The following is a 13,700-nucleotide window of genomic DNA, read 5'->3' on the forward strand; positions in this document are numbered from 1 at the left end:
AATTTTGAAACCCTTGCGAGCGCCCGACTGTGGGAGCGAGCCAGCTCGCGAAGGCCTCAAGAGCATCGCGATTATCCAGTAACCACGCGCTATCGTTTACCACCTTCGCGAGCAGGCTCGCTCCCACGGAGCCAGCGCTCTTTGGGGTACGATCAACTCAAGCCTGTCAGGGGTGCGGCCCACATGTTCATGCGTCACCGTCCTGGGCGTGTTGCAGCCCCAGGGTGACGTCATCGACAAGTGCCTTGGCCATTTCGCTGAGATAGTGCGACGCCCACCTCAGCGCTTCATTGCCGTCATCCATGGCACCGAGGAACGTGAGCGTGTTGACGCAGTTCATCAGGAGGGAGGCGTGCTGCAGCGCTTCTTCGCCCGAGACTCCGGGGTTGACGGTAAACAGGCGTTGGTTCTCGACGTTGCACTTGGCGAAGCTGGCACCGCCAACGGTGTGGATCAATATTGAAGGGCTCATAGGTCGCCCCTTATGTAGGCAAGGGGGGGCTACGGCTATAGCGGCGGCGCGAATTTTTGACGGATTGAGGGTGTGCATCTGGCATAACTCCTTGAATTGAGGAGCTGCCACGTTCGTGACCAAGCGAATGGGTGGCAGCTGTGCGCGGGTTGGTCAACCAGGGATCAAGGAACCCGGCATACCCGAAGGTATCCCGCGCACAGCCGCCATAACAGTGAGCGACAGACGAAAAAAAAGCGCCTGTTGTCAGCGATGGCGCATTGCACCTTGATTTAATCGGGTGACCAAACCCGTTCGCTGAATTTGCAGCGACACGCAAACAATAACGTCTACATACAAAGACTGCAATGGTGGCTATTGCCGCCCCACAGGTCCTCTTAACTGGCTGGCAGTATGCAAGGAGGGCATCTTTAGCTCGGCAAACAGATCGCGTTTTTTACCTCGCTTACCTTTCCCTCTGCCGGTATTCATCGTCGATCAGATAGTCATCTACCGTGACGGCGATGATTGTGGTTTCAAAGAAGACTGTTTATCGGGATTTAGTGTAAGCAAGTTGCTTATAGATCGGCAAATGATGCCAGGTTGCCAGGTTGCCAGGTTGCCAGGTTGCCAGGTTGCCAGGTTCTGTCAGATCGTCTTGGGGGATACACGGAGGGAAGGTATAGGGGGAGACAAGGAGAAACCCCCAGACACAAGAAAGCCCGCACTAGGCGGGCTTCTTGTACTGTTTATAGACTCATGGAGACTTCTGTAAACAAGCGTTTGGTGGCTACACAGGGACTTGAACCCCGGACCCCAGCATTATGAATGCTATGCTCTAACCAACTGAGCTATGTAGCCGATGGCGCGCATTATTCCCTCGTACGGGGGGTGTGTCAAGCAAATATCTAAAAAAAATCTTCGTGCTATCAATTGCTTAAGGTTTTACAGGGTTTGGATGGCAATATCTTGTAAAAGAATGGCACATTGACGGACCTGCAAGCGCGCATTCACCAGTCGTACGGAAACTCCAATGGCTCTTAGCAACGCTCAAACAACTACAATCGCGTCCTCTCCAGTCCCTCAGTCCAGCCCTCTTGTCATGCGTATTATCGGCGCCGTGGCTCTGGCGCATCTGATCAATGACCTGATCCAGGCCGTCCTGCCGTCGATCTATCCGATGCTCAAGGCCAAATATGACCTGACCTTTACCCAGATCGGCCTGATTACCCTGACGTTTCAGCTTACCGCCTCGCTATTGCAGCCGTGGGTGGGTTACTACACTGACCGTCATCCCAATCCGCTATTGCTGCCAGCCGGTATGGTGTGCACCCTGGTCGGGATTTTGATGTTGTCCCAGGTTGGCAGTTTTGCGCTGATTCTGCTGGCAGCCGGGTTGGTAGGTGTCGGCTCTTCAACTTTCCACCCCGAAGCTTCCCGTGTGGCAAGGCTGGCCTCAGGCGGGCGCTATGGCCTGGCGCAATCGACCTTTCAGGTCGGCGGTAATGCCGGCTCGGCCTTTGGGCCGTTGCTGGCAGCGGCAATCATCATTCCCTTTGGCCAGGGTAACGTGGCCTGGTTCGGTCTGTTTGCGCTGTTCGCCGTCGGGCTGCTGTATGTCATCAGCCGCTGGTACCGCAACCATTTGAACCTGTTCAAACTCAAGGCCGGCCAGAAGGCCACTCATGGGCTGTCAAAACAGCGGGTGCTCGGTGCGCTGGTGGTGCTCGGCTTGCTGGTGTTCTCTAAGTACTTCTACATGTCCAGTCTGACCAGTTACTACACCTTCTTCCTGATCGAGAAGTTCGACGTGTCGGTCGCCACTTCGCAGCTGTATCTGTTCCTGTTTCTGGGGGCTGTCGCGGCGGGAACATTCTTTGGTGGGCCCATTGGCGATCGCATCGGCCGCAAGGCGGTGATCTGGTTCTCGATTCTCGGGGTCGCGCCGTTTACCTTGCTGCTGCCTTATGCCGACCTGTTCTGGACCAGTGTGCTCAGTGTCATCATCGGCTTTATTCTGGCTTCGGCATTCTCTGCCATCGTGGTGTACGCCCAGGAGTTGGTGCCGGGCAATGTGGGGATGATTGCCGGTATCTTCTTTGGCCTGATGTTTGGCTTTGGCGGGATTGGTGCTGCGCTGCTTGGGCATTTGGCAGACATTCATGGCATCGAGTATGTGTACACCCTGTGCTCATATTTGCCGTTGTTCGGTGTGCTGGCGATTTTGCTGCCGCGAACGAAAAAAGTCTGAGTCGGTAGTGGGGGCCACTCCCTGGCCTTTCTTCACGCCGGCTCTGGGCCAGGGCGTCTCTAAGCAGATGTCCGTGGAGGGTCCTAGCGGCAGGTCGTCATTTTGAGCTGCTCGCGAGCCCGCGAGATACGGGAACGAACCGTCCCTATGGGAATATCCAGTGCACTGGCCGTGTCGCGATAGCTGCCGCCGCTTTCCACTGATGCGTAGAGCGTATTGCGCATCTCGGCTGGCAGTTGGTTGATGGCCATCAGCGTCAGTTCGAGTCGCCTGTGCACCTCGAACTGACCATCCAGGTCGCGTGCGCATTCCTGTTCATGGCACATCATCTCGTCAAACTCACAATGCACCGGCCTTGCGTACAGTCGGCGGAAGTGATTGCGGATCAGGTTCTGGGCAATACCGCACATCCATGTGCTCAAGGTCGCCTGGCCGTTGAAGCGGTCTTTGCTGCGCCACGCCTCCAGGCAGGTCAACTGAAAAATATCGTCCGCATCTTCGGGGTTGAGCACGCGTTTGTGGATAAACGCTTTGAGCTTTTTCTGCAGGTCAGTCGACAGGTCCAGAAGGTTGGGGGCAGGGGGGGAAGCATCATCAAGGTGGTCCATTTTTTTTATCCTCAGGGTGAGTGCTATCGAAATGGTTCCGATGAAGACTTCCTAAGCATCGCGTGTGCCAACCACAGGTCGTCGGCTATCTCGTTGTTTTCTTTCAGGATTTAATTTTAGAAAGGCCAATGCTGTGCCGGATCTTGCGCTGCGGGCCTTGTGGTTGTGCCGGTTTTGGCAAAAGTGATGTCGATTGAGTTGCCTGGGAACCGTTTGCCTGTGACCGACCACAGAGGTCAACGAAACCTTCTGACTGGGCACTCTTATGAGAATTGACGGGCGAAACGATACCGCGCAGTTATTGAGCCCGCTGCTCTCTCCCGGAGCCGTTCAGGCGCAAACGCCGCAGTCTTCTGTGCAAAGTGCCGCCGAAGAAGTCGGCATGTTGTTCAGTCAGAAGGTCGAGAGCAGCACCAAGGAGCTGTCTCAACGAAAGCTGCGCACGGTGGATACCCAGGTACAGAGGATTCAGGGTATCCAGCAGTTGAACGAGCTCTATGAGCAGTTAGGGCATCCCGCTCAGGTCAGCCTGGGGCGGTTGGCCCGGCAAGTTCGTCAGGAGTTGATGTCAAGCGCGGGTGTTGAGCATGTGCTGGCGTTGACCGGCGATGACCCGGCCCGCACCAGTGTGGTCTTGCAGTTCGTGACGGCTCAGGCCCAGGCGCAGGGGCGTGAACGCGAGAGCGTGCTGGCGCAGGACGCTCAGGCCCGCTTGCAAAACCGCTTCCCCCAGCAAATTCAGGCGGGTTTGAATATTGCGCTGGCGTTGAAAACAGCGGCAGGCGATGCCGTGCTGTGCCAGGCGATTCGCAGGGTGTATTACTCCAGCGTGGTGCTCAAACAATCACTGGTGAGTATCACCCAGGCCTTGCTGGAGTTGTTTGGTGAGGAGGGGGTCAATGACGGATTGCGCATGATGGGGCGCGCCCTTGCGGATGATCTCGCTGCCCACCGTCCTTCGGTGCCAACTATCAAGCTACGTACTTTGTTGATCGGGCTCCAGAGCTGTACCCAGTTGAGCAGCATCTTGCACAGTTGCCGGCTTTTTATTGACCGAATGCCATCCAGTGAACGGCGGGCCGAGCTGTCGGCAGTCTCCCTGTTGCAGCGCCTGCTGGGGTATGCGGGTACGGGCATTGATGGTGATGAGGTACAAAGCCTGAGTTGGGCATTGGGTGGCGAGAGCCTTTCCAGCCAACTGGTCTCGCTCAATCAGGTCTATCCGTTGATTCAGCGCCTGCCGCTGGTTATCTGGAGTGACCCAGCAAGCCGTCAGGATGCGTTGCAGTCTTTTTTGAGCCTGATGGGTGAGCACACTCAAGCCGAAGGTATTGTCCAACTGTCGCCAGGGTTGTCGAGACCCATTCGATGAGGCTCGTTCAGTGGCTCAATAAAGGCCTTGCCAGTGTGGCAAGCTCGGGCGAAGTGCTCGGGGCCGTGGTGGTGCTGGGCATTGTGTTTATCTTTATCGTGCCGTTGCCGACCTGGCTGGTGGATGTGCTGATCGCAGTCAATATCTGCTTTGCCTGCCTGTTGATCGTGCTGGCGTTTTATCTGCCAAGCCCTTTGGCATTTTCTTCATTTCCTTCCCTTTTGCTGCTCACCACGATGTTTCGTCTGGCGCTATCGATTGCCACGACTCGGCTGATCCTGCTGGAGCAGGATGCTGGCGATATTGTCGAGGCCTTCGGCAATTTTGTGGTGGGGGGGAATCTGGCGGTGGGGCTGGTGATTTTTCTGATCATCACCATCGTCAATTTTCTGGTGATTACCAAGGGCTCGGAGCGTGTGGCAGAGGTGGCTGCGCGCTTTAGCCTGGATGCGATGCCAGGCAAGCAGATGTCCATCGACAGTGACCTGCGCGGTGGTTTGATCGATGGCGCACAGGCCCGTCACAAGCGTGAGGAGTTGTCCCGCGAGAGCCAGCTGTTCGGCGCGATGGACGGTGCCATGAAATTTGTCAAAGGGGACGCCATCGCAGGCTTGGTGATTGTGGTGATCAACATCCTGGGCGGGTTTTCCACGGGCATGTTGCAGCACGGGATGAGTGCGGGCGAGGCCATATCTCTGTATTCGGTATTGACTATTGGCGATGGCCTGATCGCACAAATTCCGGCGCTGCTGATCGCCTTGACCGCGGGGATGATCATCACCCGTGTGGCCCCCGATGACCAATCGCCACGCAGCAATATCGGGGCACAAATCGGCCAGCAAATCACCAGTGAGCCCAAGAGCTGGATGATTGCTTCGGGGGGGATGCTGGCGTTTGCACTATTGCCCGGAATGCCCGCCCCGGTATTTGGCTTTATTGCCCTGTGTACCTTCTCGCTGGGGTTTTACCTGTGGCGCAAAAGCAGGAAACCCGAGCCGCAGCAACAGGGCCAAGCACCGCAGGTTGCCCCTGAGCAAAATGGTGAAGAGGACCTGAGGTCCTTTGAACCATCGCGACCTTACTTGTTGCAGTTCGCCAGTGCGCATCAAGGCCTGGAGCGCAGCCTTCGGTTGATTCACGATATTCGGCAGGTGCGCAACAGCATCGTCACCCGTGTCGGCTTGACACTGCCCTGCTTTGAAATCGAATACAGCGACACGTTGTTCGAGGATGAGTTTCGCTTTTGTATTCACGAAGTCCCCATGTTCAAGGCCACCTTTGATGAGCGGCAGGCCGTGGCCCGGGACAGTGTCGCGGATGCCCCGGCGGATGCGCTCAAAGGCAGCGAGGAGCGTGATGAACTGGACTGGCTATGGCTGGCGCCTGAGGAGCCGTTGCTGGCCCGCGAAGGCATGGAGTCATTTACGGCCCACACCTTGATTGTTGAGCGCATGCATCAGGCCATGATGATCAGCGGCCCGCAGTTTTTGGGGCTTCAGGAGAGCAAGTCGATCCTCGGCTGGCTTGAGCAAAGCCAGCCTGAACTGGTTCAAGAGCTGCAGCGCATCATGCCGGTCTCGCGATTTTCCGGCGTTCTGCAGCGCCTGGCCAGTGAGGGGGTGCCTTTGCGCGCCATCCGCCTGATCGTCGAGGTACTGACCGAACATGGCCAGCACGAACGCGAAGTGACAGCGCTGGCGGACTATGCGCGTATTGCCCTGAAGTCGCAGATCTATCATTTGTACAGTCAGGCTGACGGTCTGCATGCCTGGCTGTTGTCTCCCCACAGCGAAAACATTTTTCGTGAGGCTTTGCGCCAAACCCAGTCGGGGGTGTTTTTTGCCCTGGACGATGAACACAGCACGCGACTTGTGGAGTTGCTCAAGGAAGCCTTTGCTCCGCGCAAGCGCGAAAAAAGTGTCTTGCTGGTAGCACACGATCTGCGCAGCCCGTTGCGTACGTTATTGTTCGATGAGTTCAACCATGTACCGGTCATGTCCTTTGCTGAGTTGATGGGCTCGGCCAAGGTCAAGGTGCTCGGGCGTCTGGACCTGGAATTTGAAGGGTTGCTGCGTGAGGTTGTGTCTTGAGTTCGGGGCATGTTTTCGCCGATGGCGCAGCCGTTGAGTTCGATGCGGTGGCGCCTGGCCTGCTGTTCGAGTTGCGAGTACTGAGCGGCTTGCACCAGGGGGCTGCATTGCCTTTGTTTGGGGAGCGCTGGAGCATCGGTGCGCATCAGGACATGGACCTGGAGTTATATGACCCGGGAGTTGAGGCTCGGCATGCCCAGTTGCACTGCACTGACGGGCGCTGGTCAGTGCAGGCGCAGGAAGGGCTGTTGCAGGATGAAACCGGCGCTGTCCGGGCCCGGATCGCCGATCTTAATCCGGGTGCGGTTTTTTCCATTGGCGGTATCCGCTTGTGTGTCGCCAATGGGCAAAGTGCCTGGGTGGATGAGCCAGCACCCATACCGGGTAAGGTCGCCCCCGATCACAGCGGCACAGGGCCTGCCAGGCGCAGGAAAAAATGGCTGGCGGCCCCCCTTTGCCTGCTCTTGCTGATAGTGGCCGCATTGGCCTGGCAACCCTCGAATGAGGCTCGGGCAGTCGCCCCGAAGCTTCCGACTGGCAGTGATCGGCGCCAGCTTGCAACAACGCATCAGGTGCATCAGCAATTGCTCAAGATGTTGATCGAGCGTGAGCTGGGCAACCAGGTCCGGCTGGAGGTGGCCGCTGATCAGATCACTCTCGCCGGTAATGTCGGCAAAGACCCGCTGGCGCTGGTTTCGCGGATGCTCAATCGTTTCTGGACGCAGTTTGAAACCCCGGTTTCGATCATCAACCAGGTTCAGGAAATCAGCACGGCGTTGCCCTTCAGGATCGTCCAGATAATCGGTGGCCAAAAGGCCCATGTTGTATTGGCAGACGGACGTCGGCTGTTTTTTGGTGATGAGGTCGATGGTTTGCGCCTGACGGCGATCGATAGTCGGCGGGTGCTGTTTGAAGGAAAGCAGCGCCATGAGGTGAACTGGTGAGCCTGGCTCTCGAAGAGCGCCTTGAGCGCTGGCGGCAAGGGCAGTTCACGCACTTGGCGGGTTTTTCACCGGTGACCGTGTGCGGTCGGGTGCTGCGGGTCAACGGCATGTTGTTGCAGTGCCGTTTGCCCCAGGCCCGAATTGGCGATTTGTGTCAGATCCGGACTACGGGCAATGAATGGATCCTGGCTGAGATCATCGGCTTTGATCAGCAGGACGCGACCCTCAGTGCCCTGGCGGGCCTCGAAGGCATAAGCGCCGGGGCGGCGGTTGAGCGCCTGGGGGCTGAGCACCAGGTTCGCGTCGGCAATGATCTGCTGGGGCAGGTGCTCGACGGATTTGGCCGACCGCTTGCTGGCCATTCCGGGGGCGCCTTTGTCAGGCCGCCTTGTGATGAGGCCTGTGCCGTGATCGGCGAGGCGCCGCTGCCCACTCAACGGCCACGCATAGGCCGCGCTTTACCTACCGGGGTGAGGGCCATTGACGGGTTGCTGACCCTGGGGGAGGGCCAGCGGGTAGGGCTGTTTGCCGGTGCCGGTTGCGGCAAGACCACCTTGCTGGCCGAAATCGCCCGCAACGTTGATTGCGATGTGATTGTCTTTGGCTTGATTGGCGAGCGCGGTCGTGAACTGCGTGAGTTTCTTGACCATGAACTGGACGACGGGCTGCGGGCCAAAGCCGTTCTGGTGTGTGCGACCTCTGATCGTTCAAGCATGGAGCGTGCGCGGGCAGCCTTTACGGCTACCGCCCTGGCCGAAGGTTTTCGGCGCAAGGGCCAGCGGGTTTTATTGCTGATCGACTCCCTGACCCGCTTTGCCCGCGCGCAACGGGAAATCGGCCTGGCCGCTGGCGAACCTTTGGGGCGCGGCGGGTTGCCGCCTTCGGTTTACAGCATGTTGCCGCGCCTGGTGGAGCGAGCAGGCCTGACTCAGGAGGGGGCCATTACGGCGATCTATACCGTACTCATCGAGCAGGACTCCATGGCCGACCCTGTCGCAGATGAAGTGCGCTCCCTGCTGGACGGGCACATTGTGCTGTCACGAAAACTGGCAGAGCGCGGCCATTATCCGGCGATTGATGTGCTGGGCAGCCTGTCGCGGATCCTGGGCAATATTGCCGCCCCTGAGCATGTGCACAACACCACGGCGTTAAGGCGTTTGCTAAGTGCCCATCAGCAGATCGAGCTGATGCTCAAACTGGGCGAATACCAGGCCGGCAGTGATGCCCTGACTGACCTTGCCGTCGAGAGCCGCCAGCGGGTGGATGATTTTTTGCGACAGGATCTGCGTGAACCCTCAGGGTTTCAGGCCACCCTTGAGCAACTGAGGGAGCTGACCGTTCATGTCCCTCTCTGATGACGCCCTGTTGGCAACCCAAGCCCTGCAGCGCCTGCGCGGCTTGCGGGCAGACCGCGCCGACCGCCTGTTGCACAAAGCACTGCTGGAGCAACGAGGGTTAAACCTGCGTATCGAACAGGCCCGCACGGCTGTTGAACAAGCCCGTCTGCACGAAAGCCGCCAACGGGCCGCTTTGTTGAACCGCTATCAGGGGCAGGCCGTATCCCGGCAAATGTTGTCGGGCTGGGATGAGGCCTTGCGCAAGGGCGCGGCGCACACGGCGCAGCAAGTAGACGCCTGGCAATCGTTGCTTGAGCAACAGAGCCATGCAGACGCGACTGTCGAGCGTGCCCGCAAGCAAGCATCCGAGTGCCAGCGGCAGGTAGAAAAGTTTCGCGAGATGTTGCTGTTGCTGGCAGAGGAGGGGGCATGTCCCAACCCTCAGGATTGATGCCGCTGCAGGTGCCATTTTATGACTATGGGAGTGCTGAATCTGGGTTCGAAGCAGACAGCAAACTGTTTGCTGACAACCTGTCAGGGCCTGATGCCGGGCTGATGCGGACGTTATCCGAACACTTGATGCCCCGTATGGCGTGGGTCGGGCAATGGCCTTTGCAGTTTGTGATTGATCTTGCTCGCCGTGGGCGGATTAACGTCAGCGCCCGGTATGAGCGCCGCACCTGGAGTATTTCCCTGGCCGCCGATCAATACACCACTCGGCAATGGCTCGCCAGCCAGCAGCAACATTGCCAGCGTCGGCTGGCCCGGCAGCTGGGCCAACCGGTCAGGGTCCAAGTGATGCAGGAGCGCAGATGAGGACGGTGAAGCCAATCGTATGGCCGTGTCTCGATGCCCGCAAGGTCGCGGCTTATCGGCGCTTGGGGCGCGGCATTCGTTTTGTGTTTCAGGCCGCAGGTGAGCCGGCAGAGCTTGTGCTGGAGCCGGGCCTGGCGCCAGAAACCGGGGTATCACACTCATTCGAGAGTCAATGCGGGGTGCTCACCCTGAGTAACGCGGGGCCCCTGCTCAGTTTGTTCGGGGAGTGCCCGGTGGTTTTGGCAGATGCCGGCAATGATCCGCACTCATGGTTCTGGGCGCATTTCGAGCAGCGCATGAGCACGCAACTCAGCGGGTTGCTTGGCTACCTTCGGCCCCTTGCCGTTGTGCAGCAGGGCGATTTTGAATGCCGGGTCAGCGTGGTGCTTGGGCAGTCACGCAGTGTCGGTCGGCTGATGATGGCGCCCGAAAATTTGCTCAAGCTGTATGACGCAGGAGGCTGGCAGGCAATCAGGCAGCCATTGCCCGAGGCGTTCGTGGTGCCTGTGCCCGTGGTGCTTGGCTCCCTGCGGCTGGCAATTGAACAACTGCGCGGGGTGCGCATCGGTGACGTGCTGGTACCGGAGCAACCGCCGTTCAGCGCGGAGGGTGTTGGCTGGTTAAGTATCGGGCGGCTGCGCTTGCAGGTGCAGATTGATGATGAAGGCGGGCGCCGTAGCCTGAGTATTGGTTCTATCGAGGAGTCAGCTGTGGATGAAGTTCAGTGTGCGGGTACAGAGGTTGCCGGGTTTGAGGGCGAGGAGCCGTTTGAAGCGTTGCTGGTGGATTTGAGCGTGCGCTGCGGCGCGCTCAAATTGAGCCTGGGCGAACTGCGTCAGTTGGCCCCCGGCATGGTGTTGAACATTGACGGCTATGGCACGGGCATGGCCGGGCTGTATTACGGCGACCGGGCGGTGGGCCTCGGCCAGTTGGTGGAGGTCGACGGGCGCTTGGGCCTGCAACTGTCGCGCATCAACTTTTCGCAATGACCGTTCAAGGGGTTGATCCCTTCCTGCTGGCGCTGTTCCTCGGTGCCTTGTCGTTGATGCCCATGCTGTTGGTGGTGTGCACTGCTTTTTTGAAAATCTGCATTGTGCTGATGATTACCCGTAACGCCATTGGCGTGCAGCAGGTGCCACCGAGCATGGCGCTGTACGGCATTGCGCTGGCTGCGACGCTGTTTGTAATGGCGCCGGTAGGGTACGAGATTTCGCAGATCCTCAAGGAGTCGCCGGTGGACCTGAGCAGCGTGCAAGCCCTGCAGGACAGCGGCGCAAAGGCAGTAAAGCCGTTGCAAGGCTTTATGTCGCGCAACACCGACCCCGACGTGCTCAGCCATCTGCTGGATAACACCGCACGCCTGTGGCCAGCCGAACTGGCCCGCCAGGTCAGCCGTGATGACTTGATTCTGCTGGTTCCGGCCTTTGTGCTGTCGCAATTGCAGGCAGGCTTCGAGATCGGTTTTTTGATCTATATCCCGTTTATCGTCATCGACTTGATCGTGTCTAACCTGCTGCTGGCCCTGGGCATGCAAATGGTTTCACCCATGACCATTTCTCTGCCGCTCAAGTTGCTGCTGTTTGTTCTGGTATCGGGCTGGACACGGCTGCTGGACAGTCTTTTCCTGTCCTTTCTGTGAGGTGCCCATGGACCCGATTTTGTTGTTCAAACAGGGCATGTTGCTGGTGGTGGTGCTGTCTGCACCACCCCTGATCGTGGCCGTTGTCGTGGGTGTGCTGACGTCATTGGTGCAAGCATTGATGCAGATACAGGACCAGACATTGCCCTTCGGCATCAAGCTGGTCGCGGTGGGGATCACGCTGGCGCTTACGGGGCGCTGGATCGGAGTGGAGTTGATTCAGTTGATCAACCTCACCTTTGACATGGCCGCGCGCTCGGCGCTCTAAAAGGACCCGCGTGATGACGCCACCGATACCCGTGCTTGAGTACCTGCCCAGCCTCGCCATTGCCATGGCGCGGCTGTATCCATGCTTTTATCTGGTCCCGGCGTTCTGCTTTCAGCATGTGCGCGGCATGCCTCGCCATGCCATTGTGTTTGCGCTGGCCTTGATGCCCACCCCGGGTATTCATCACGCCTTGTCGGGCATGGATTACAGCCTGTTGGCGCTCAGCGGCCTGATGCTTAAAGAGGCGGTGCTGGGCTTCTTGCTGGGCATTCTGTTGTCCATGCCTTTCTGGTTGTTCGAATCGGTCGGAGCCTTGCTGGACAACCAGCGGGGCGCCTTGATCGGTGGGCAGCTCAACCCTTCACTGGGGCCAGATGCCACACCCATCGGGCATATGTTCAAACAATTGAGTATTTTTTTGCTGATAGTCACCCTGGGGTTGGGCAGCCTGACCCAGGTGATCTGGGACAGTTACCTGATCTGGCCTGCTGCGCTCTGGTTTCCGGCTCCGGCTGCGGACGGCTTTGCGGTGTTTTTAACCCTGCTGGGCGATACCTTTACGCACATGGTGCTGTACGCCGCGCCGTTTATAGCCCTGCTGTTGATTGTTGAATTTGCCGTTGCCCTGCTGAGCCTTTACAGCCCTCAGTTGCAGGTGTTTGTGTTGTCGATGCCGGCCAAGAGCCTGGCCGGGCTGTGTTTTCTGTTGCTGTATCTGGCGCAATTGCAGGATTTGATTGTGGGGCGCATGGGCCTGCTGGGGGATCTCAAATACTCACTTGGCTTGCTGTTCAAGGTGCCGTCGCCATGAGTGATGACTCAGGCGAAAAGAAATACGCCGCGAGCAAAAAAAAGCTTCAGGACCAGCGTAAAAAAGGCCAGGTTGCGCAGAGTCAGGACATCGGCAAACTGCTGGCGCTGGCAACCATCAGCGAAATGGCTCTGGTCCAGGCCCAGAGCAGCATGCAACGCCTGGAGCAATTGCTGATGTTGCCGATTGCGCGGATAGGGCAACCCTTTGCCCGTTCGCTGCAAGAGGTCATTGTCGAGGCAGGCTACGTATTTTTTGGTTTTGCCTTGCTGATGACGGCTACGGCCATTGTGATGAAACTGATCAGCAGTTGGCTGCAATTCGGTTTTCTGTTTTCCCCTGAAGTCCTCACCCCGGATTTCAATCGGCTCAACCCTGTCAACCAGGCCAAGCAGATGTTCTCGGCGCAGTCACTGATGACCCTCTTCACCGGCCTGATCAAGGCGCTGCTGATCTGTGTAGTGCTTTACCTGGTGATCGGGCCTTCCCTGGGGGCGTTGGTGGGGCTGGTCAACGTCGATTTACCTGGCTATATCGATGCGCTGATTACCCTGTTCCGCTATTTGCTGCATGTATGCCTTGCCTTGTTGCTGGTACTCGCACTGGTCGACCTGGCGTTGCAAAAGTATTTTTTTGCCAAGCGCATGCGCATGACCTATGTCGAAGTAGTCAAGGAGTACAAGGGCCTGGAGGGTGATCCTTATATCAAGATGATGCGACGGGCGCTGGCTCAAGAGCTGGCCCAGGAGGAGCATGCGGTCAAGCTGCCGCCGCTGGAAGAAGCCGATATGTTGCTGGTCAATCCGACCCATTTCGCTGTCGCGCTGTACTACCGGCCTCCACAAACTCCCTTGCCGATACTGGTCGCTAAAGGAGCCGATGCTCCGGCGCGGCGCATGATCGAGCGGGCCAAAGCGGCGGATGTGCCCGTGATCCAGTGTGTCTGGCTGACCCGCACCTTATACCAGGCCAAGCTGGGCCAGTGCATTGGTCGCGACACCTTGCAGGCCGTCGCGCTGGTCTATCGCACCTTGCGAGAGCTGGATGATGAGGCGCGCAGTGAAACCCTCGTGCTGCCAGAGCTTGAGCGACGTTAAACCGGGCTGGAACCAA

At 58.2% G+C, this 13,700-nt stretch carries 14 protein-coding genes and 1 tRNA gene; 12 read left to right on the forward strand and 3 right to left on the reverse strand.

Features of this window, described 5'->3' with window-relative positions; all coding sequences use genetic code 11:
• Nucleotides 1-187: 187 nt before the first annotated feature.
• Nucleotides 188-472 (reverse strand): DUF3077 domain-containing protein, encoded by a 285-nt coding sequence (locus ACZRMH_RS14275; RefSeq protein ID WP_464013921.1) that lies wholly within the window; start codon nucleotides 470-472, stop codon nucleotides 188-190.
• 763 nt (nucleotides 473-1,235) lie between these two features.
• Nucleotides 1,236-1,312: transfer RNA gene (locus tag ACZRMH_RS14280), tRNA-Met, on the reverse strand.
• A gap of 172 nt (nucleotides 1,313-1,484) precedes the next feature.
• Here ACZRMH_RS14280 and ACZRMH_RS14285 point away from each other — a divergent pair.
• Nucleotides 1,485-2,702, forward strand: coding sequence for an MFS transporter (locus ACZRMH_RS14285; RefSeq protein ID WP_464013922.1), 1,218 nt, complete (start codon nucleotides 1,485-1,487; stop codon nucleotides 2,700-2,702).
• An 83-nt stretch (nucleotides 2,703-2,785) separates the two neighbouring features.
• Here ACZRMH_RS14285 and ACZRMH_RS14290 read toward each other — a convergent pair whose 3' ends face one another.
• Nucleotides 2,786-3,310, reverse strand: a complete 525-nt coding sequence (locus ACZRMH_RS14290; protein ID WP_464013923.1) for an RNA polymerase sigma factor — start codon at nucleotides 3,308-3,310, stop codon at nucleotides 2,786-2,788.
• Between the two features lie 265 nt (nucleotides 3,311-3,575).
• On the opposite strand from ACZRMH_RS14290, the gene sctW reads away from it, so the two are divergent.
• From sctW to sctU, 11 genes are read left to right on the forward strand one after another with little or no spacing between them, the layout of a single operon-like run.
• A complete protein-coding gene (gene sctW, locus ACZRMH_RS14295; RefSeq protein WP_464013924.1) occupies nucleotides 3,576-4,682 on the forward strand; it encodes a type III secretion system gatekeeper subunit SctW in 1,107 nt (368 codons plus the stop codon).
• Complete coding sequence (sctV, locus tag ACZRMH_RS14300) at nucleotides 4,679-6,772, forward strand: type III secretion system export apparatus subunit SctV (RefSeq protein ID WP_464013925.1); 2,094 nt, start codon at nucleotides 4,679-4,681, stop codon at nucleotides 6,770-6,772. The genes sctW and sctV overlap by 4 nt, the downstream gene beginning before the upstream one ends.
• The gene (locus ACZRMH_RS14305) at nucleotides 6,769-7,716 is read left to right on the forward strand and encodes an FHA domain-containing protein (RefSeq protein WP_464013926.1); all 948 of its coding nucleotides are present in this window, start codon (nucleotides 6,769-6,771) and stop codon (nucleotides 7,714-7,716) included. Before sctV ends, ACZRMH_RS14305 begins: the two co-directional genes overlap by 4 nt.
• On the forward strand, nucleotides 7,713-9,071 hold the full coding sequence (locus tag ACZRMH_RS14310) for a FliI/YscN family ATPase (protein ID WP_464013927.1): 1,359 nt from the start codon (nucleotides 7,713-7,715) through the stop codon (nucleotides 9,069-9,071). Before ACZRMH_RS14305 ends, ACZRMH_RS14310 begins: the two co-directional genes overlap by 4 nt.
• A complete protein-coding gene (locus ACZRMH_RS14315; protein ID WP_464013928.1) occupies nucleotides 9,058-9,504 on the forward strand; it encodes a hypothetical protein in 447 nt (148 codons plus the stop codon). Before ACZRMH_RS14310 ends, ACZRMH_RS14315 begins: the two co-directional genes overlap by 14 nt.
• Nucleotides 9,483-9,869 (forward strand): type III secretion system HrpP C-terminal domain-containing protein, encoded by a 387-nt coding sequence (locus ACZRMH_RS14320; RefSeq protein WP_464013929.1) that lies wholly within the window; start codon nucleotides 9,483-9,485, stop codon nucleotides 9,867-9,869. The genes ACZRMH_RS14315 and ACZRMH_RS14320 overlap by 22 nt, the downstream gene beginning before the upstream one ends.
• Nucleotides 9,866-10,858, forward strand: a complete 993-nt coding sequence (locus tag ACZRMH_RS14325; protein ID WP_464013930.1) for a FliM/FliN family flagellar motor switch protein — start codon at nucleotides 9,866-9,868, stop codon at nucleotides 10,856-10,858. The genes ACZRMH_RS14320 and ACZRMH_RS14325 overlap by 4 nt, the downstream gene beginning before the upstream one ends.
• Nucleotides 10,855-11,508, forward strand: coding sequence for a type III secretion system export apparatus subunit SctR (gene sctR, locus ACZRMH_RS14330; RefSeq protein ID WP_464013931.1), 654 nt, complete (start codon nucleotides 10,855-10,857; stop codon nucleotides 11,506-11,508). The genes ACZRMH_RS14325 and sctR overlap by 4 nt, the downstream gene beginning before the upstream one ends.
• A gap of 7 nt (nucleotides 11,509-11,515) precedes the next feature.
• Nucleotides 11,516-11,776: a type III secretion system export apparatus subunit SctS gene (gene sctS / locus ACZRMH_RS14335; RefSeq protein ID WP_464013932.1), complete on the forward strand. Its 261-nt coding sequence runs from the start codon at nucleotides 11,516-11,518 to the stop codon at nucleotides 11,774-11,776.
• Between the two features lie 13 nt (nucleotides 11,777-11,789).
• The gene (gene sctT / locus ACZRMH_RS14340; protein ID WP_464013933.1) at nucleotides 11,790-12,587 is read left to right on the forward strand and encodes a type III secretion system export apparatus subunit SctT; all 798 of its coding nucleotides are present in this window, start codon (nucleotides 11,790-11,792) and stop codon (nucleotides 12,585-12,587) included.
• Nucleotides 12,584-13,684 (forward strand): type III secretion system export apparatus subunit SctU, encoded by a 1,101-nt coding sequence (gene sctU / locus ACZRMH_RS14345; RefSeq protein WP_464013934.1) that lies wholly within the window; start codon nucleotides 12,584-12,586, stop codon nucleotides 13,682-13,684. Before sctT ends, sctU begins: the two co-directional genes overlap by 4 nt.
• Nucleotides 13,685-13,700: the final 16 nt, after the last annotated feature.

The organism is Pseudomonas sp. B414 (assembly GCF_055408445.1).